Raw genomic sequence first — 16,718 nt, 5'->3', positions numbered from 1 at the left:
GCGCGAGGCGGGCAAAAAAAAGGGGCCGGTTGGACCGGCCCCTCGGGGAAAAGCACGCGATTGCGCTCGCGCGTGGATCAACCGTTGTCGTTGGAACCGGCGGCCGCGGCCACCTGGGTGACGACCTGGCCATCGATGACCGGCAGGCGGTCGCCCGGCTTGTCGTCCATGCGGATGGTGTGTTCGGCGCCGTCGTAGCGGTAGGTGACGTCATAGCCGACCGTCTTGCTCTCGCTGCCGAGGTTGATGCGGCTGCCCGGCTTGTCGCCCGTGCGCATCGTGCCCGTGGTGCCGTCCGGATTGCGGTAGGTCACGTTGTAGGCGACGGTGCGCGAGGACTGCGAGGTCGAGGTTTCGGTGTGGCACTGGCGCTCGGTCTTGTCCACGACCTGGCCACCGACGTGGCGCTTGTCGATCTCGCGACCGGCGAAGCCACCGGCGACCGCACCGGCGACGGTGGCGGCCTTCTTGCCGTTGCCGCTGCCGACCTGGTTGCCGAGCAGGCCACCGACGACCGCACCGACCACGGTGCCGCCGACGTTGCCGTCGCGTTCCGGCGCGCGTTCCTGCACGACGACGTCGTTGCAGACTTCACGCGGCGAGGAGGTGGTGCTGGTTTCGCGGACCGGTTCGGTGCCGATGACCTGCGCATACAGCGCTTCCTTCTTGGTGATCGGCTTGACGTTGACGACGTCCGCGTATTCGACGCGGCCCGAGGCCGGGATCGCGGAATCGTTGGCGGCCATGTCGGCGCCGGCGATGGAGGCATCGGTCGCCAGCGACGCCGGCGGCGTTGCGATGTCGGCGTTGGCCGGCTGCGACGAACGATTGTTCATGAAGGCCGCAGTGGCGACGCCACCCACGAGCAGCGCGGCCAGGGCAATGGCGAGGGTGTTGTTCTTCATCTGGGGCCTCCTGGGCTCCTGGGGTTTCAGTCCATTCCCGGCGGTGCATTGCTGGGTGCGGCGCGATTCCACCACTGTGCGGCTGAACGAAACCCTCTTTTCTTTACGCAATATTTACCAAACCGTGAATGGGGCCACGAATACACGAGGTGCGTGCTAGCGTTCGTCCATTCGTCGCATGGGAAACAAGCCCGATGGCCAACCCGCTCCTCGCGCCCGTGATGCGCTACGTGTCGAAGTTGAGCTATCCGCGCCTGTTCCTGCTGGCCGCCGGGTTGTTCATCGTCGACACGCTGGTGCCGGACATCATTCCCTTCGCCGATGAAATCCTCCTCGGCCTGGGCACCTTGCTGCTGGCCAACCTGAAGAAGCGCAAGGGTCCCGACGTCATCGACAAGGACGATCGCCGCTGATCCGATGCTGGTCGACACGCACTGCCACCTCGACGTCCCCGAGTTCGACGCCGACCGCGATGCGGTCATCGCACGCGCGCGCGCCGCGGGCGTCACGCGGCAGATCGTGCCCGCGATCGAAGCCGCGACGTGGCCTGCCCTGCGCGAGGCGTGCGCACGCGACGCGGGCCTGTTCCCCGCCTACGGCCTGCATCCGCTGCTGATCGAACGCCATCGCGACGCGCACCTGCGCGAACTGCGCGACTGGATCGAACGCGAACGCCCCGTCGCCGTCGGCGAATGCGGGCTGGATTACTACGTCGAAGGCCTGGATCCCGATACGCAGTCGAAGTATTTCGAAGCGCAACTGCACCTGGCGCGCGACTTCGACCTGCCCGTCGTCGTGCACGCACGGCGCGCACTCGATGCGGTGATGGTCGCCATCAAGAAGGTCGGCAAGCTGCGCGGCGTCATCCACAGCTATCCCGGCAGCGTGGAACAGGCGCGCCAGTTGGCGGACCTGGGTTTCCTGGTCGGTATCGGCGGCCCGGTGACCTACGAACGCGCGAACAAGGTGCGCCGCGTCGCCGCGAACGTCCCGCTCGACACGCTGCTGCTCGAAACCGACGCGCCCGACCAGCCCGACGCCGACCATCGCGGCCAGCGCAACGAACCCGCGCGCATCCTGCGCGTGCTTAAGGTGATCGCGGAATTGCGGGGCGAAGCCCCCGACGTCATTGCGCAGGCGACGACGCGGAATGCGGAGCGTCTGTTTTCGCTTCCGGCGCATCCTTCCGCGGCTTGAGCAACAACTCGATCGCGCGCCCCACCGCCGCGAACGCGAACGCGCCGGTGACATGCGTCGCCGCACCGAGCCCCGCACCGCAATCGAGTTTCAGCGCGGCATCTTTATCCATCGCCGGCCGCACGCCACACACGCTGCCGTCGGCCTGTGGATAGCGCACGTTCTCCAGCGAATAGATCGCCGACACGCCGAAATAGCGGTCGGGGCTGCGCGGGAAATTGAATTCGCTGCGCAGCTTCTTGCGGATCAGCGACAGCATCGCATCGTGTTCGGTGCGCGACAGGTCGCGCACGCGCACTTGCGTCGGATCGGTGCGCCCGCCCGCGGAGCCCACCGTCACCATCGGCAGCTTGCGGCGGCGGCACCACGCGATCGAGACCACTTTCGTGCGGAAGCTGTCGCAGGCATCCAGCACCAGATCGAAGTTGCGGTCCAGCAGCGACTCGAGGTTGGACGTCGTCAGGAAGTGCTGCACCGGATCCACGTCGATCTGCGGATGGATCGCGCGGCAGCGCTCGGCCATCGCCTCGGCCTTGTTGCGCCCGTACTGCCCGGCGATGGCCGGCAGCTGGCGGTTGGTGTTGGACAGGCACAGGTCGTCGGCGTCGATCAGGGTCAGGTGCCCCACCCCGGTGCGCGCCAGGGCCTCGGCCGCCCACGCCCCCACGCCGCCCAGCCCGACGATGGCCACGCGGCGCCGGTCGAGGGTTTCGACCGTGCCGCGGCCATAGAGCCGGTCGATCCCGGCGAAGCGTTCCCTGAGGTCGTGTCGCATGCGCACGCATTCTATTGGTAAGGTGCGGGCCATTCGACCGGAGGGATTCGACATGGCAGGCACGGGTGCGCGGTACTTCTTCCTTTTCGCCATCGGCCTGGTGGTCGGCGTGGTGGCCACCGTCATGGGCATGCGTGCCTGGCAGGCGCGGCAGGATCCCTTCCCCGAAGCGCTGATGCACGTGCAGGGCTACCACTTCAAGCAACTGCGCGACGACGTGCAGGCCAATCGCTGCAACGCCACCGACACCCTCCCGCACCTGTCCGCGCTGCGCACCACCGCGAGCGACCTGGAGTCGGCGTTCCCCGACCTGAAGGACGACGCGCGCTTCGCCAAGGCCGCGAGCAACTTCCGCGCGACGCTCGACACCGCGCGCGCCAATCCGCCGCTCAATTGCGAAGGCCTGGTCGCCGTCGTGAAGAACATCGACGACTCCTGCAAGGCCTGCCACCAGGACTTCCGCAACTAAGCGCGCGCGAAGACACGGTGACATTCCGCAACGCGCGTTGAACCGCGCGTTGCGTCTGAATGGCGTCTGACACACAGCCTTGCGATCTACGCGTCGTTCACCGCTGCGCCCCTAGCGTCGGGTCGTCCTCAACAGTGACCCCTCCAGGAGCCACGCAATGAACATTCGTCTGATCAGCGCCGCGACCATCGCTTCGCTCGCCCTCGCCGGCTGCGCTTCCACCTCGCCCAGCTACTCCGGTTCGCCGGCGCCGAACACCTATCCGCCGTCGAACAGCGCCACCTGCTACGACTGCGGCACCGTGACGCGCATCGATGCGGTGGGCGGCACGGGCCAGACCAGTGGCGCCACGGGCGCGGTGCTGGGTGGCGTCGTCGGCGCCGCCGCGGGCCGCGCGCTCACCAACGATGAAAGCAAGGGCAAGCAGAACACCGCGACCGTCGCGGGCGCCGTCGCCGGTGCCGTGGCCGGCAACGCGATCCAGAAGAACATGCAGAACAAGGCGAACAACTACGTCGTCTACGTGCGCATGGACAACGGCCAGAACGTCTCGATCAACCAGGCCGACATCGGCAGCATCCGCGAAGGCAGCTACGTGCGCGTCTACAACGGCCAGGTCTGGACGCGCTGATCCGCGCAACCGACAACCACCCGGCGCCGACCATTCGACGCCTCCGGAAGGCCGCCCGCCCGGGCGGCCTTCTGCGTTGGCGCTCCCGTCACGCGCGCGCGGGCACAAGCGGCCGGGCGTGCTGCGCCGCAAGGTGCGGCGCGGGTCGGCGGGGACTAAGGTCGGGGACACCCGCCCCCCGGCGGGTCCATTGCAAGACACAACCAGCAGTCCCCACCCGCAGTTCCCTTTGCCCGCCACGGGCGTCCCTTTCCACTGTTCGGGGGTTCCAATGACTCTGTCCGTCCGCCATACCGTCGCGGCCACCGCGATCCTCGCCGGCGCCATCGCCGCCGCCGTCGCCGCGCCGCCGTCGGCCCGCACCAATCCCTTGCAGGTGAGCCTGGTCGGCCTCGGCAACGGTGTGTTCGAAGTCGCCGTCACCAACACCAGCCGCCACACCGTGCGCGTTCCCGCGTGGGAACTGCCGTCAGCGCTGGCCGAATCCAAGCTGTTCTCGGTGTCGCGCGACGGCAAGCCCGTCCAGTACGAAGGCCCGCTGGTGAAGCGCGCGCTGCCGTCGTCGGCGGACTTCGCGATCCTGCGCGCCGGCGAAACGCGCACCGCGCGCGTCGACCTCGGCGATGCGTACGACCTGAGCGCCAGCGGCGACTACACCGTCGCGTTCGACTCGCCGCTGCAGCACGCATCGTTGTCGACGGGCGAAATGCTGCGCCAAGGGTCCGGCGCGCCGATGATCGCCAAGTCGGTGCCGGTGCGGATGTGGATCGATGGCGGCGATCGCCTCGGCAAGAACACCAACGCTGCGAAGGGCAAGCCCGGCGGCGGCGGCACGACGGTCGTCAACGGCGTGAGCTTCGTAGGCTGCAGCAGCACGCAGATCACCGGCGCGGGCGATGCGGTCGTGCAGGCGCGCGTGTATTCCGAGAACGCCAAGGGTTACCTCAACACCGGCACCGTCGGTCCGCGCTACACGACGTGGTTCGGCGCGTACACGAGCACGCGCTACAACACCGCCAAGTCGCACTTCACCTCGATCGACGCCGCGCTCGACCAGAGCGGTGGCCAGATCAAGATCAACTGCGGCTGCAACCAGAGCTACTACGCCTACGTGTATCCGACCCGGCCGTACGAGATCTTCGTCTGCCGCGCGTTCTGGTCGGCACCGCTGACCGGTACCGATTCCAAGGCCGGCACGCTGATCCACGAAACCAGCCACTTCAACGTCACCGCCGGCACCGACGACCACGTGTACGGGCAATCGGGTGCGAAGAGCCTGGCGCTCTCCGATCCGGACTCCGCGCTCGACAACGCCGACAGCCACGAGTACTTCGCGGAAAACAACCCGCACCAGAACTGATCGCGATGGAAAGAAAAAACCCGGCCGATGGGCCGGGTTTTTTCATGCACGACGATGCGGGCGCGTCAGACCGGTTGCACCTGGTCCGCCTGCAGTCCCTTCTGGCCCTGCACGACGATGAAAGTGACCTGCTGTCCTTCCTTCAGGCTCTTGAAGCCCTGGGTCTGGATGGCGCGGAAGTGGACGAAGACGTCATCGCCGCTCTCGCGGCTGATGAAGCCGAAGCCCTTCGCATCGTTGAACCATTTGACGGTCCCGGTTTCGCGGTTCGACATCGGTGGCGCTCCCTCGGTACGGTGGCTGCTCCGCCGGGACCCCGGCGAAACGGCCGCACCGTACGCCCGGGTCCGTGAAAATGCAACGGGCATGAATGCGCCCCCCAACCCCCTGCCAGAGGCCCTTCGCATGCCCCCGCAAACCCTGCTTTACGGCCTCGCCGCCCTGCTCGTGATCGTCGGCCTGGTCGGCGTGGTGCTTCCCGCCCTGCCCGGCTTGCCGCTGGTGTTCGCCGGGATGCTGCTGGCGGCGTGGGCCGGGGGCTTCCAGCAAGTCGGGCCGGTCGCGCTCGTGATCCTCGGCCTGATGACGGCCCTGTCGTTCGCGATCGACTTCTGGGCCACGGCGCACGGGGCCAAGCGGGTCGGCGCGAGTCGCAAGGCGATCATCGGCGCGATCCTCGGCACGTTCGCGGGCCTGTTCGTGTTCCCGCCGTTCGGGTTGTTCATCGGACCGTTCGCCGGCGCGCTGATCGGCGAACTGCTGCACGGCCGCGACCTGCCGCAGGCGACGAAGGTCGGCTTCGGCACGTGGCTGGGCATCGTGCTCGCGGTGGTGCTGAAGCTGGGGCTCGCGTTCGCGATGCTCGGGGTGTTCGCGTTCGACTGGTATTACTGACGCGCGCGGCCTGCGCATTCACATGCGGCGTGCAGCCGCTTCCGTACCGTGGCGCAACTTCGTGGGGGCACCATGGTCTGGAGCAGGAAGCGCATGCTGACAACGATCGTCATCACGGTCCTGGTGACCGGTTTTCTCGTGATCCTCGGCTTGAATTTCGCCAAGCCGGAGAAAAAACTCGAGCGCAAGGTCGAGCACCGCTTCGCCGTGCACGACCCGCAGTTCCGCCGCGAGATGGGCGTGCTGATGGGGCCGGCGATCATCTCCGGCAACACCATCAAGGACCTCAACAACGGCGCGGAGATCTTCCCGGCGATGCTGGACGCCATCCGCGGCGCGAAGAAGACGATCAGCTTCGAAACCTACATCTGGTGGGAAGGCCAGATCGGCAAGGAGTTCGCCGCCGCGCTGTCGGAGCGCGCGCAGGCCGGCGTGAAAGTGCACGTCACGATCGACTGGGCCGGCAGCTACAACATGGACGAGACCCTGCTCAAGCAGATGCAGGCCGCGGGCGTGAACGTCCAGCGCTACCGTCCGCTGCACTGGTACAACCTGGCGCGCATGAACAACCGCACGCACCGCAAGCTGCTGATCGTGGACGGGCGCATCGGCTTCACCGGCGGCGTGGGCATCGGCGATCCCTGGCAAGGCAACGCGCAGGACAAGGACCACTGGCGCGACATCCACTTCCGCGTCGAAGGCCCGGTGGTGGCGCAGTTCCAGGCCGCGTTCAACGACAACTGGATCAAGACGACGGGCGAAGTGCTCAACGGCGTCGACAACTTCCCCGCGCTCGAGAAAGTGGGCGACATCGATGCGCACATGTTCACCAGCTCGCCGAGCGGCGGCAGCGAGAGCATGCACCTGATGTACCTGATGACGATCGCCGCGGCCGACAAGACGATCGACCTGGAAGCGGCGTACTTCATCCCCGACGAGCTGATCACGCAGGCGTTCCTCGCCGCGCGCAAGCGCGGGGTGAAGATCCGCGTGCTGGTGCCGGGCAAGAACACCGATTCGGACGCCGCGCGCCACGCGTCCAAGGCCGACTGGGGCCCGATGCTGCAGGCCGGCATCGAGATCTACGAATACGAACCGACCATGTTCCACAACAAGATGCTGATCGTGGACAAGCTGATGGTCTCGGTGGGCTCCACCAACTTCGACCTGCGCAGCTTCCAGCTCAACGACGAAGCGAGCCTCAACGCCTACGACCCGGCCTTCGCCGAGCGCATGACGGAAGTGTTCGAACAGGACCTCAAGCCGACGCAGCGCTACACGTACGAAACGTGGAAGAACCGTCCCTTGAAGGACAAGCTGTACGAGAAGTTCGTGCTGCCCATCAAGTCGCAGTTGTAGACTCCGGCGCTCGTCCCCCACGCTCGACGGTGTCCATGGTCCGGGTCTTCGCAGCGCTGCTGCTCGTTTCGCTGAGCGCCTTCGCCTTCGCCACGCCCGCCACGGTGGCGCCCGCCCCGGCGACCACCGTCGCGTCCGACCTCGCCACCGGCAAGCGCCTGGACGCGCGCCTCGACGCCGTCCCGGAACTGCGCGACGTCGAATCCAGCGTCATCGACGGCGTCGCGCTGCTGCATGGCGAAGTGATCGCGCCGGCCGACCTCAAGCTGGCCGTCACCATCGCGGCGCAGACGCCGGGCGTGAGCAGCGTCGAAAACCGCATCACGTTGAGCGCGCGCCTCAAGGATCGCTTCGCGGTGGCGTGGACGGCGGTCGGCGAAAAACTGGTGCGCCTGGTGGCCGCCACGCCGTTGCTGATCGTGGCGCTGCTGATCGTGCTGGCCAGCGTGTGGATCGGCCGCGCCTTGTCGCGCCGCACGCGCTGGCTGCAGCGCGTGCACAGCGACAACCCGTACATGGAAGGCCTGGTGCAGCGCATCGTGCAGTGGGCCGTGGTGCTGGCGGGCGTGCTGATCGCGCTCGACCTGCTGGGCGCCTCGTCGCTGGTGGGCGCGGTGCTGGGCTCGGCGGGCGTGATCGGCCTGGTGCTCGGTTTCGCGTTCAAGGACATCGCCGAGAACTACGTCGCCGGCATCCTGCTCAGCCTGCGCCGGCCGTTCGCGCCGGGCGACCACGTGCTGATCGATCGCGTGCACGAAGGCAAGGTGGTCGCGCTCACCTCGCGCGCAACGCTGCTGATGACGCTCGACGGCAACCAGATCGCGTTGCCGAATGCGCTCGTGTTCCGCTCGGTGGTGCTCAACTACACCGAGAACCCGAAGCGCCGGTTCGATTTCCTCGTGCCGCTGGATCCCAACGCCTCGGTCGGCGATGCGCAACGCGTCGGCCTGGCCGCGGTGGAAGGCATCGAAGGCGTGCTGGCCGATCCGGCGCCCTACGCGCTCGTCACCGAATACCTGCCCGATCGCATGACGGTGCAGTTCTTCGGCTGGGTGGACCAGAAGGCCAACAGCGTCGCGCGCACGCGCAGCGCGGCGATGCGCGCGGTGAAAGGCGCGCTGGACGACCACGGCGTGCGCCGCGCGGGCACGCAGCCGCCGGCGGCGGAAATCCCGATGCACGCGCCGCAGGAAGAACAGGCCGCGCCCGCCGACACGTCGGTGGACAAGGAAATCGACGCGCAACTGGCCGCCGCGCAGCGCGCGAACGATGCCGAAAACCTGCTGGACGACCGCAACGCGGCGACGCCGCAGTAACTACTCGCCGTACATCAGCCAGTGGCGCGCGGCGACCTCGTCGCCCGACACGTGCACGGTGACGCCGCGCTCGCTCGCGAGGATCTCGCCGAGCTCGCTGCCCTGGATGTCGGACTGCAATTCGACGAACGCGGTGCGGATCTTCGCGAAGCCGAAATCCGCCATCGCATCGACCACCTTCGCGATGTCGTCGACGTCCACCGTGGACGCCAGGTCCTCGACCACGAGCAGGCGCTTCACGCCATGCTTGGCGCACTGTTCCGACAACAGCTTCCACATCGCGATCGACACCTGCAGCGAGTCGCGCCCGTCGTGCACGTACGCACGCAGGTAGCCGTAGTGGTGTTCGATGCGGACCTTGAACCCCTCGCCGTCGAGGATGGCCGGCGCGATCACTCGACGACCACGGGGATCTTGCCGATGCGCGCCTGCCATTCCGCGGGGCCGGTGCGATGCACCGACGTGCCCTGCGAATCGACGGCGACCGTCACCGGCATGTCCTGCACGGTGAATTCGTAGATCGCTTCCATGCCCAGGTCCTCGAACGCGACGACCTTCGCCGCCTTGATGGCCTTCGACACCAGGTACGCCGCGCCGCCCACCGCCATCAGGTAGGCCGAGCCGTGCTTGCGGATCGCCTCGATCGCCGCCGGGCCGCGTTCGGCCTTGCCGACCATGCCGAGCAGGCCCGTCTGTTCGAGCACCTGTTCGGTGAACTTGTCCATGCGCGTGGCGGTGGTCGGGCCCGCGGGGCCGACGACTTCGTCGCGCACCGGATCGACCGGGCCGACGTAGTAGATGAAACGCCCGCGCAGGTCGACGGGCAGCGGTTCGCCCTTGTCGAGCATGCCGACGATGCGCTTGTGCGCGGCGTCGCGACCGGTGAGCAGCTTGCCGTTGAGCAGCAGCACTTCGCCGGGCTGCCACGTGGCGAGGTCGGCCTTCGTCAGCGTGTCGAGATCCACGCGACGGCCCTTCGACGCGTCGTACGTGAGCGTCGGCCAGTCTTCGAGCGACGGCGGGTCCAGCATCACCGGGCCGCTGCCATCGAGCGTGAAATGCGCGTGGCGCGTGGCGGCGCAGTTCGGGATGAGTGCGATCGGCAGGTTGGCCGCGTGCGTCGGGTAATCCTTGACCTTGATGTCGAGCACGGTGGTGAGGCCACCCAGGCCCTGCGCACCGATGCCGAGCGCGTTGACCTTGTCGTACAACTCCAGGCGCAGTTCCTCGGCGCGATTGGACGCGCCGCGCTGCTGCAGCTCGACGATGTCGATCGGCTCCATCAGCGCTTCCTTCGCCAGCAGCATCGCCTTCTCGGCGGTGCCGCCGATGCCGATGCCGAGCATGCCCGGCGGGCACCAGCCGGCGCCCATCGTCGGGACCGTCTTGAGCACCCAGTCCACGATCGAGTCGGACGGATTGAGCATCGCGAACTTCGATTTGGCTTCCGAGCCGCCGCCCTTCGCCGCCACGATCACGTCGACGGTGTTGCCCGGCACCACCTTCACGTTGACCACGCCGGGCGTGTTGTCCTTCGTGTTGGTGCGCTTGCCCGCCGGATCGGCGAGCACGCTCGCGCGCAGCTTGTTGTCGGGATGGTTGTACGCGCGGCGCACGCCTTCGTGGACCATGTCTTCCACGCCCATCGTCGCGTCGTCCCAGCGCACGTCCATGCCGATGGTGAGGAACACGGTGACGATGCCGGTGTCCTGGCAGATCGGCCGGTGGCCTTCGGCGCACATGCGCGAATTGATCAGGATCTGGGCGATCGCGTCCTTCGCGGCCGGGCTTTCCTCGCGGTCGTAGGCGGCGGACAGGTTCCGGATGTAGTCGACGGGGTGGTAGTACGAGATGTACTGCAGCGCGTCGGCGATGGACTGGACCAGGTCTTCCTGGCGGATCGACACGGGGCCCGCGGGGCGCGGCGAAGCTTGGTGGGGGGTCACGGACAGCCGGGGACGGGATGCGAGGGGCGCGATTCTATCCCGGCCCGGGGCGCGGGGGCCTTCTAAACCTTGCGGCTGGCCAGCGCATCGGACTGGGTATGCTGACTTCCGCCGTGACCGAATGGACACCCGCCACCACTGCCGCGCCCGTGCCCGCCGAGGATCCGGACGGCGTGCTGGTGCGTGCCGCCGGCCGCGGCGACATGACCGCCTTCGAGGCGCTGTATCGCCGGCATAGCGGTCGCGTCCACGGCGTCATCGCCCGCCTCGTCGGGGGCCATGCCGGCCGCGCGGAAGACCTGACGCAGGAAGCCTTCGTCCGCGCGTGGCAGGCGCTGCCGGGGTATCGGTTCGAGAGTGCGTTCACCACCTGGCTGCATCGCCTGGCCGTGAACACCGCGCTGATGGAATTGCGCGCGCGCCGCAGCCGGCCGCAGGCCAGCGACGACGAAGATGCGCTGGACAACCTCGGCAGCATCGATTCGGCCGGGCACGTCACCGCCCTGTCGATGGACCTGGAACGCGTGGTGGCCACCCTGCCCCCGCGGGCCCGTGCCGTCCTCGTGCTGCACGACGTGGAAGGCTGGAAGCACGAAGAGATCGCCGCCGAACTCGGCATGGCGGTCGGCAGTTCGAAAGCCCAGTTGCACCGCGCGCGCGGATTGCTGCGCACGCGCCTTGGAGAAGCACGATGATCGACATCCAGCACGACGACGCCCCGACTCCGCTGCCCGACGCCCTGCGCTGGGAACTGCGCGCGCTGCGCCGCGACCTGCCGCCGTCCACCGACTTGTGGCCATCGATCGCCCAGCGCCTGGCCGCGACGCCGCAACGCGCCCCGGCCAGCCCGACGGTGCCGCTGCGCAACAAGCGCCTCGTGCCCTTCGCGATCGCCGCGTCGCTGGCGCTGGTCGCCGGCCTCACCTGGCAGCTGCGTCCGGCGCCCGCGCCGACCGGTGCGTCCGGCAACGACCCGCACCACCAGTTGCTCGCCCGCGAAGCCGATGCGATGACGCTTGAATACCAGGCCGCCCTGAAAGTGATGGATACCGGCGTGCCGACGCGCCGCACCTCGGTCGCGCCGGAACTGCAGGTCCTGGATCGCAGCGCCGCGCAGATCCGCACCGCGCTCCAGCGCGATCCGGACGCGCGCTTCCTCCTCGACCGCCTGCAACGCACCTATACCCGCCGCCTGGCGCTCACCCAGCGGATCGCCACGCTCGCCACATGACCAACACACATTCCAGCCGAACGCATTTGCACGACTTTTCCGGAGAACACCCCATGACCCGCAAGCTCATCACCGTCGCCCTGATCGCCTGCATGGCCGCACCCGCGGCGTGGGCGGGCACGCCGATCGACCAGACCCGTCCCCTCGACAAGCGCGGGCACATCGAAATCGACAACGTGAAAGGCCGCATCCAGGTCCGCGTGTGGGACAAGCCGGAAGTCCACATCGGCGGCACGCTCGGCAAGGGCGTGGAGAAGCTGTCCATCGAAGGCGACGAGAGCGATCTCAGCATCCGCGTCGAATATCCCAAGCGCAGCGGCTGGGGCGGCGGCGACAACAAGACCGAGCCGACCGAGCTGATCATCAACGTGCCCGTGCTGGCCGAACTGGAAATCGACGCGGTGTCCGCCGACGTCGACGTGCTCGGCACCGCCGGCGAATCGCTGCAGATCGACAGCGTGAGCGGCGACGTCGTCGTCGCCGGCGCGCCGCGCGAAGCCGACATCGAAAGCGTCAGCGGCGACCTGCGCCTCACGCTCAACAGCCGCGAAGTCAGCGCCACCACCGTCAGCGGCGACCTGGAACTGCGCGGCAAGCTCACCGGCGAGATGCACGTGGAAACCGTGTCCGGCAACATCCAGGCCGATGCCAACGGCCAGCGCCTGCGCCGCATCGCCGCCTCCACCGTGTCAGGCGATGTGACCGTGCGCGCCGGCCTGCTCGACGGCGGCGAACTGAAGGCCGAATCGGTGAGCGGCGACCTGCACCTGCGCCTGCCGAAGGCCACCTCGGCGCGCGCGTCGGGCGAAACCTTCAGCGGCGACCTGAAAGCCCCGGGCGCGGAAATCGAACGTCCGAAGTACGGCCCGGGCGCGAGCTTCGAACACCGCTACGGCACGGGGTCCGGGCAGATCCGGATCGAGACGTTCTCCGGCGATGCGGAGTTGATCTTCGAATAAAGCCGGGACCGGGGACCTGGGACCAGGGACCGGGGCAAGGACGAGAGCCGCGCAGCGATGCGCGGCTTTTTCTTTTTCCGGGCCCCGGCTTCACGGGCGTCCCCGCAGACTGCGGCAATGGCCGAGCCTGCCCGCCCATCCAACCCGTCCCTGCGCGAACGCGTCAGCGCCCTGCGCAACCTTCCGCCGTTCCTGCGCGAGATCTGGGCGACCAGCCGCGGGCTGACGATCGCGAGCCTCGGCCTGCGCTTGATCCGCGCATTGCTGCCGATCGCCACGCTCTACATCGGCAAGCTGATCATCGACGAAGCCGTGCGCCTGGTCGGCCGCGGACTCGGCATCGATTCGTTGCCCGAGGCGTGGCGCAGCGGCCAGCTCGACCACCTCGCGATGTTGCTGCTCAGCGAATTCGCGCTCGCGATCCTCGCCGACCTGCTCGCACGCCTGGTGAGTTACGCCGACTCGGTGTTGTCGGAGATGTTCACCAACGCGACCAGCGTGCGCCTGATGGAACACGCCGCGACGCTGGACCTCGAAGACTTCGAGGATCCCGACCTGCAGGACAAGCTCGACCGCGCGCGCCGCCAGACGATGGGCCGCATGAACCTGCTCAGCCAGTTGTTCGGGCAGGCGCAGGACGCGATCACCGTCGTGAGTTTCGCCGCCGGGCTGCTGGTGTACGCGCCGTGGCTGATGGTGTTGCTGGCGATCGCGCTGGTGCCGGCGTTCGTCGGCGAGTCGCACTTCAACGCGCTCAACTATTCGCTCAACTTCCAGTGGACGCCGGAACGCCGGCAGCTCGAATACCTCCGCCAGATGGGCGCGAGCGTCGAGACCGCGAAGGAAGTGAAGATCTTCGACCTGCACAAGTACTTCATCGCGCGCTACCAGACGCTCTCGACGAAGTTCATGCTCGCCAACCGCGCCCTCGCCCGCCGCCGCGCGGTGTGGGGCACGCTGCTCGGCGCGCTCGGCACGCTCGGCTACTACCTGGCGTATGCGTACATCGCGTGGCGCACGGTGCGCGGCGATTTCAGCATCGGCGACCTCACCTTCCTCGCCGGCAGTTTCCGCCGCCTGCGGCAGTTGCTCGAAAGCCTGCTGATCGGGTTTTCCCAGGTCGCGGGCCAGGCGATGTACCTGGACGACCTGTATTCGTTCTTCGAGATCCAGCCCGAGATCCGTTCGAAGCCCGACGCGTTGCCGATCCCGCGCCCGATCGCGAAGGGCTTCCGGTTCGAGAACGTCGGATTCCGCTATCCCGATGCGGAGCGCTGGGCGCTGCGCGGCCTGGACTTCGAACTGCACGCGGGCGAAGTGCTCGCGCTCGTCGGCGAGAACGGCGCCGGCAAGACCACCTTGGTGAAACTGCTCGCGCGCCTGTACGACCCCGACGAAGGCCGCATCCTGCTCGACGGCCGCGACCTGCGCGACTACGACCTCGACGACCTGCGCGCGAACATCGGCGTGATCTTCCAGGACTTCGTGCGCTATCACCTGACGGCCGGCGAAAACATCGGCGTCGGCCAGATCGAAGCGATGGACGATCGCGCGCGCGTGGAAGACGCCGCGCGGCGCGCGTTCGCGGACGAAGTGATCGCGGGGTTGCCGCAGGGCTACGACCAGGTCATCGGCCGACGCTTCCGCACCGGCGTGGATCTGTCCGGCGGCCAGTGGCAGAAGATCGCGATCGCGCGTGCGTACATGCGCGATGCGCAGGTCATGATCCTCGACGAACCTACGGCCGCGCTGGATGCGCGCAGCGAGTTCGAAGTGTTCCAGCGCTTCAAGGAACTCTCGACCGACCGCACCGCCGTGTTGATTTCGCACCGCTTCTCCAGCGTGCGCATGGCCGACCGCATCCTGGTGCTCGCCGAAGGACGGCTGGAGGCCAGCGGCACGCACGCGCAATTGCTGGCCGAAGGCGGCCGCTACGCCGAATTGTTCGAATTGCAGGCGGCAGGCTATCGTTGACCCGTTGCGAACGAGGAGAACCGCCATGGCACCCCGTGCGTTGTTGTTCCTGGCCGTCGTCGCGGGCTGCGCCTGCAGTGCGCAGCAATCGCCCGCCGCGGCGCCCGCCGGATCGGCCGCGGCACCGCAAGCCTCGACCGCCAGCAACGGCATGCGCGTCGAAACCCTCGCGCATGGCCTGTCGCATCCGTGGTCGGTCGCGTTGCTGCCGGAAGGCGGCTTTCTCGTCACCGAACGCGATGGCCGCCTGCGGCACCTCGATGCGCAGGGCCGCATCGGTGAACCGATCGCCGGCGTCCCCACGGTGTTCGCGCAAGGCCAGGGCGGCTTGCTCGATGTCGTGCTCGCGCCCGATTACAAGACCTCGCATCGCCTGTGCCTGAGTTACGCCGAGCCCGGCGACGACGGTACGGCCGGCACCGCGGTGTCGTGCGGCACGTTGAACGACAACGCGCTGGCAAACATGCGCGTCGTCTATCGCCAGGCACCCAAGCTCTCCGGCAGCAGCCACTTCGGTTCGCGCCTGGTGTTCGACGGCCACGGCCACCTGTTCATCACGCAGGGCGAGCGCACGTACCGACCGCTCGCGCAGCAACTCGACAAGCTGCAGGGCAAGCTGGTGCGCCTCAACGAAGACGGCAGCATCCCGCGCGACAATCCCTTCGTCGGCCGCAAGGATGCACGGCCCGAAATCTGGAGTTACGGCCACCGCAACATGCAGGGCCTCGCGCTCGACCCGCGCACCGGCACGTTGTGGGAAAGCGAACACGGCCCGATGGGCGGCGATGAAATCAACCTGCCGCAACCCGGCAAGAACTACGGCTGGCCGATCATCACCTACGGCATCGACTACTCCGGCCTGAAGATTTCCGAATCCGTCGGCACCGCCGCGCCCGGCATGGAACAGCCGCACCACTACTGGAAGAAATCCCCCGGCCTCTCGGGCCTGGCGTTCTACACCGGCCGCCCCGGCAACGCCTGGAACGACAGCCTGTTCCTCGGCTCGCTCGCCGAATCCAACCTCATCCGCCTCACGCTGAAAGGCAACACCATCGTCGGCGAAGAACGCCTGCTGCAGGACCAGGGCGCGCGCATCCGCGACGTGCGCGTCGGCAACGACGGCCAGGTGTACGTGCTGACCGACGAAGAAGACGGAAAGCTCCTGCGCCTCACACCACCCGGCATGAAGTAATGGAGCTCCACGGCGCCTGTCATTGCGGCAACCTGCGCTTCGACCTGACCTGGCCCGCCGCAGCCGCGCGCATCCCCGCACGCGCCTGCACCTGCACCTTCTGCCGCAAGCATGGCGCCACCTGGACCTCGCACGTCGACGCCCGCCTGCGCGTGCACATCGAAGACCCCGCGCACATCGCGCGCTACGCCTTCGGCACGAACACCGCCGACTTCCACGTCTGCACACGCTGCGGCGTCGTCCCGCTCGCAACAAGCACCATCGACGCCCGCACGTACGCAGTCGTCAACATCAACACCTTCGAAAACATCGATGCGGCCCTCTTCGACCGCAGCGACAGCAGCGTAGAAGGCGAATCCCTGGACGCAAGGCTGTCGCGCCGCAGCGCCCGCTGGATCGCAGACGTGCAATTCGCCGACTGAGCGCAAGTGACCCTGCAGGGATCCCGCTCTTGATTGCCGCGAAAGAAGTGATTGGGTTGTGCGTGCGTCACCACGCACGCCAGCGACC

Annotated in this window: 19 protein-coding genes; 14 read left to right on the top strand and 5 right to left on the bottom strand. The window is 67.8% G+C overall.

Features of this window, described 5'->3' with window-relative positions; all coding sequences use genetic code 11:
- Positions 1-77: 77 nt before the first annotated feature.
- Positions 78-905: a glycine zipper 2TM domain-containing protein gene (locus LYSCAS_RS12525; protein WP_213434362.1), complete on the bottom strand. Its 828-nt coding sequence runs from the start codon at positions 903-905 to the stop codon at positions 78-80.
- A 194-nt stretch (positions 906-1,099) separates the two neighbouring features.
- On the opposite strand from LYSCAS_RS12525, the gene LYSCAS_RS12520 reads away from it, so the two are divergent.
- A complete protein-coding gene (locus LYSCAS_RS12520; protein ID WP_213434361.1) occupies positions 1,100-1,318 on the top strand; it encodes a DUF6116 family protein in 219 nt (72 codons plus the stop codon).
- Between the two features lie 4 nt (positions 1,319-1,322).
- Positions 1,323-2,102 (top strand): TatD family hydrolase, encoded by a 780-nt coding sequence (locus LYSCAS_RS12515; RefSeq protein WP_213434360.1) that lies wholly within the window; start codon positions 1,323-1,325, stop codon positions 2,100-2,102.
- Here LYSCAS_RS12515 and LYSCAS_RS12510 read toward each other — a convergent pair.
- On the bottom strand, positions 2,032-2,877 hold the full coding sequence (locus LYSCAS_RS12510; protein WP_213434359.1) for a tRNA threonylcarbamoyladenosine dehydratase: 846 nt from the start codon (positions 2,875-2,877) through the stop codon (positions 2,032-2,034). The genes LYSCAS_RS12515 and LYSCAS_RS12510 overlap by 71 nt on opposite strands.
- A gap of 52 nt (positions 2,878-2,929) precedes the next feature.
- Here LYSCAS_RS12510 and LYSCAS_RS12505 point away from each other — a divergent pair, with 52 nt between their 5' ends.
- From LYSCAS_RS12505 to LYSCAS_RS12495, 3 genes are all read left to right on the top strand, one after another.
- Positions 2,930-3,346, top strand: coding sequence for a cytochrome c (locus LYSCAS_RS12505; RefSeq protein ID WP_213434358.1), 417 nt, complete (start codon positions 2,930-2,932; stop codon positions 3,344-3,346).
- 157 nt (positions 3,347-3,503) lie between these two features.
- Positions 3,504-3,977 carry a glycine zipper 2TM domain-containing protein gene (locus LYSCAS_RS12500; protein ID WP_213434357.1) on the top strand — a complete coding sequence of 158 codons (474 nt, stop codon included), beginning with the start codon at positions 3,504-3,506 and terminating at the stop codon, positions 3,975-3,977.
- A 271-nt stretch (positions 3,978-4,248) separates the two neighbouring features.
- Complete coding sequence (locus LYSCAS_RS12495; protein ID WP_213434356.1) at positions 4,249-5,337, top strand: M35 family metallo-endopeptidase; 1,089 nt, start codon at positions 4,249-4,251, stop codon at positions 5,335-5,337.
- Between the two features lie 65 nt (positions 5,338-5,402).
- Here LYSCAS_RS12495 and LYSCAS_RS12490 read toward each other — a convergent pair whose 3' ends face one another.
- Entirely contained in the window at positions 5,403-5,612 is a 210-nt protein-coding gene (locus tag LYSCAS_RS12490) for a cold-shock protein (protein WP_213434355.1), read from the bottom strand.
- Positions 5,613-5,742: 130 nt separating this feature from the next.
- Between LYSCAS_RS12490 and LYSCAS_RS12485 the strand changes: the two genes are divergently transcribed.
- From LYSCAS_RS12485 to LYSCAS_RS12475, 3 genes are all read left to right on the top strand, one after another.
- Positions 5,743-6,231, top strand: coding sequence for a DUF456 domain-containing protein (locus LYSCAS_RS12485; RefSeq protein WP_213434354.1), 489 nt, complete (start codon positions 5,743-5,745; stop codon positions 6,229-6,231).
- A gap of 93 nt (positions 6,232-6,324) precedes the next feature.
- Positions 6,325-7,590, top strand: coding sequence for a phospholipase D-like domain-containing protein (locus LYSCAS_RS12480; RefSeq protein WP_213434353.1), 1,266 nt, complete (start codon positions 6,325-6,327; stop codon positions 7,588-7,590).
- 35 nt (positions 7,591-7,625) lie between these two features.
- A complete protein-coding gene (locus LYSCAS_RS12475) occupies positions 7,626-8,906 on the top strand; it encodes a mechanosensitive ion channel family protein (protein ID WP_244858751.1) in 1,281 nt (426 codons plus the stop codon).
- On the opposite strand, the gene LYSCAS_RS12470 is transcribed toward LYSCAS_RS12475, so the two are convergent.
- Both LYSCAS_RS12470 and LYSCAS_RS12465 read right to left on the bottom strand, forming a co-directional pair.
- Positions 8,907-9,302: a hypothetical protein gene (locus LYSCAS_RS12470; protein WP_213434351.1), complete on the bottom strand. Its 396-nt coding sequence runs from the start codon at positions 9,300-9,302 to the stop codon at positions 8,907-8,909.
- Complete coding sequence (locus tag LYSCAS_RS12465; RefSeq protein WP_213437826.1) at positions 9,299-10,813, bottom strand: fumarate hydratase; 1,515 nt, start codon at positions 10,811-10,813, stop codon at positions 9,299-9,301. Before LYSCAS_RS12465 ends, LYSCAS_RS12470 begins: the two co-directional genes overlap by 4 nt.
- Before the next feature lie 137 nt (positions 10,814-10,950).
- On the opposite strand from LYSCAS_RS12465, the gene LYSCAS_RS12460 reads away from it, so the two are divergent.
- The 6 genes from LYSCAS_RS12460 to LYSCAS_RS12435 all read left to right on the top strand — a co-directional run bounded on the left by LYSCAS_RS12460 (position 10,951) and on the right by LYSCAS_RS12435 (position 16,630).
- Positions 10,951-11,547, top strand: coding sequence for an RNA polymerase sigma factor (locus tag LYSCAS_RS12460; RefSeq protein ID WP_213434350.1), 597 nt, complete (start codon positions 10,951-10,953; stop codon positions 11,545-11,547).
- Positions 11,544-12,083, top strand: a complete 540-nt coding sequence (locus tag LYSCAS_RS12455; protein WP_213434349.1) for a hypothetical protein — start codon at positions 11,544-11,546, stop codon at positions 12,081-12,083. The genes LYSCAS_RS12460 and LYSCAS_RS12455 overlap by 4 nt, the downstream gene beginning before the upstream one ends.
- Positions 12,084-12,136: 53 nt before the next feature.
- Complete coding sequence (locus tag LYSCAS_RS12450; protein WP_213434348.1) at positions 12,137-13,042, top strand: DUF4097 family beta strand repeat-containing protein; 906 nt, start codon at positions 12,137-12,139, stop codon at positions 13,040-13,042.
- 117 nt (positions 13,043-13,159) lie between these two features.
- Positions 13,160-15,016, top strand: a complete 1,857-nt coding sequence (locus tag LYSCAS_RS12445) for an ABC transporter ATP-binding protein (RefSeq protein ID WP_213434347.1) — start codon at positions 13,160-13,162, stop codon at positions 15,014-15,016.
- 25 nt (positions 15,017-15,041) lie between these two features.
- Entirely contained in the window at positions 15,042-16,208 is a 1,167-nt protein-coding gene (locus tag LYSCAS_RS12440) for a PQQ-dependent sugar dehydrogenase (RefSeq protein WP_213434346.1), read from the top strand.
- Entirely contained in the window at positions 16,208-16,630 is a 423-nt protein-coding gene (locus LYSCAS_RS12435) for a GFA family protein (RefSeq protein WP_213434345.1), read from the top strand. The genes LYSCAS_RS12440 and LYSCAS_RS12435 overlap by 1 nt, the downstream gene beginning before the upstream one ends.
- The last annotated feature ends 88 nt before the right edge of the window (positions 16,631-16,718 follow it).

The organism is Noviluteimonas caseinilytica (genome assembly GCF_018406605.1).
GTDB classification, from domain to species: Bacteria; Pseudomonadota; Gammaproteobacteria; order Xanthomonadales; family Xanthomonadaceae; genus Noviluteimonas; species Noviluteimonas caseinilytica.
Note: the sequence above shows the minus strand (reverse complement) of the source record. Positions and strands in the feature narration are given on the sequence as shown.

What these genes read in the sequence shown, in the direction of transcription:
- LYSCAS_RS12525 (WP_213434362.1), bottom strand. Translation starts at nt 905, where the DNA reads ATGAAGAACAACACCCTCGCCATTGCCCTGGCCGCGCTGCTCGTGGGT.
- LYSCAS_RS12520 (WP_213434361.1), top strand. Translation starts at nt 1,100, where the DNA reads ATGGCCAACCCGCTCCTCGCGCCCGTGATGCGCTACGTGTCGAAGTTG.
- LYSCAS_RS12515 (WP_213434360.1), top strand. Translation starts at nt 1,323, where the DNA reads ATGCTGGTCGACACGCACTGCCACCTCGACGTCCCCGAGTTCGACGCC.
- LYSCAS_RS12510 (WP_213434359.1), bottom strand. Translation starts at nt 2,877, where the DNA reads ATGCGACACGACCTCAGGGAACGCTTCGCCGGGATCGACCGGCTCTAT.
- LYSCAS_RS12505 (WP_213434358.1), top strand. Translation starts at nt 2,930, where the DNA reads ATGGCAGGCACGGGTGCGCGGTACTTCTTCCTTTTCGCCATCGGCCTG.
- LYSCAS_RS12500 (WP_213434357.1), top strand. Translation starts at nt 3,504, where the DNA reads ATGAACATTCGTCTGATCAGCGCCGCGACCATCGCTTCGCTCGCCCTC.
- LYSCAS_RS12495 (WP_213434356.1), top strand. Translation starts at nt 4,249, where the DNA reads ATGACTCTGTCCGTCCGCCATACCGTCGCGGCCACCGCGATCCTCGCC.
- LYSCAS_RS12490 (WP_213434355.1), bottom strand. Translation starts at nt 5,612, where the DNA reads ATGTCGAACCGCGAAACCGGGACCGTCAAATGGTTCAACGATGCGAAG.
- LYSCAS_RS12485 (WP_213434354.1), top strand. Translation starts at nt 5,743, where the DNA reads ATGCCCCCGCAAACCCTGCTTTACGGCCTCGCCGCCCTGCTCGTGATC.
- LYSCAS_RS12480 (WP_213434353.1), top strand. Translation starts at nt 6,325, where the DNA reads ATGCTGACAACGATCGTCATCACGGTCCTGGTGACCGGTTTTCTCGTG.
- LYSCAS_RS12475 (WP_244858751.1), top strand. Translation starts at nt 7,626, where the DNA reads ATGGTCCGGGTCTTCGCAGCGCTGCTGCTCGTTTCGCTGAGCGCCTTC.
- LYSCAS_RS12460 (WP_213434350.1), top strand. Translation starts at nt 10,951, where the DNA reads ATGCTGACTTCCGCCGTGACCGAATGGACACCCGCCACCACTGCCGCG.
- LYSCAS_RS12455 (WP_213434349.1), top strand. Translation starts at nt 11,544, where the DNA reads ATGATCGACATCCAGCACGACGACGCCCCGACTCCGCTGCCCGACGCC.
- LYSCAS_RS12450 (WP_213434348.1), top strand. Translation starts at nt 12,137, where the DNA reads ATGACCCGCAAGCTCATCACCGTCGCCCTGATCGCCTGCATGGCCGCA.
- LYSCAS_RS12445 (WP_213434347.1), top strand. Translation starts at nt 13,160, where the DNA reads ATGGCCGAGCCTGCCCGCCCATCCAACCCGTCCCTGCGCGAACGCGTC.
- LYSCAS_RS12440 (WP_213434346.1), top strand. Translation starts at nt 15,042, where the DNA reads ATGGCACCCCGTGCGTTGTTGTTCCTGGCCGTCGTCGCGGGCTGCGCC.
- LYSCAS_RS12435 (WP_213434345.1), top strand. Translation starts at nt 16,208, where the DNA reads ATGGAGCTCCACGGCGCCTGTCATTGCGGCAACCTGCGCTTCGACCTG.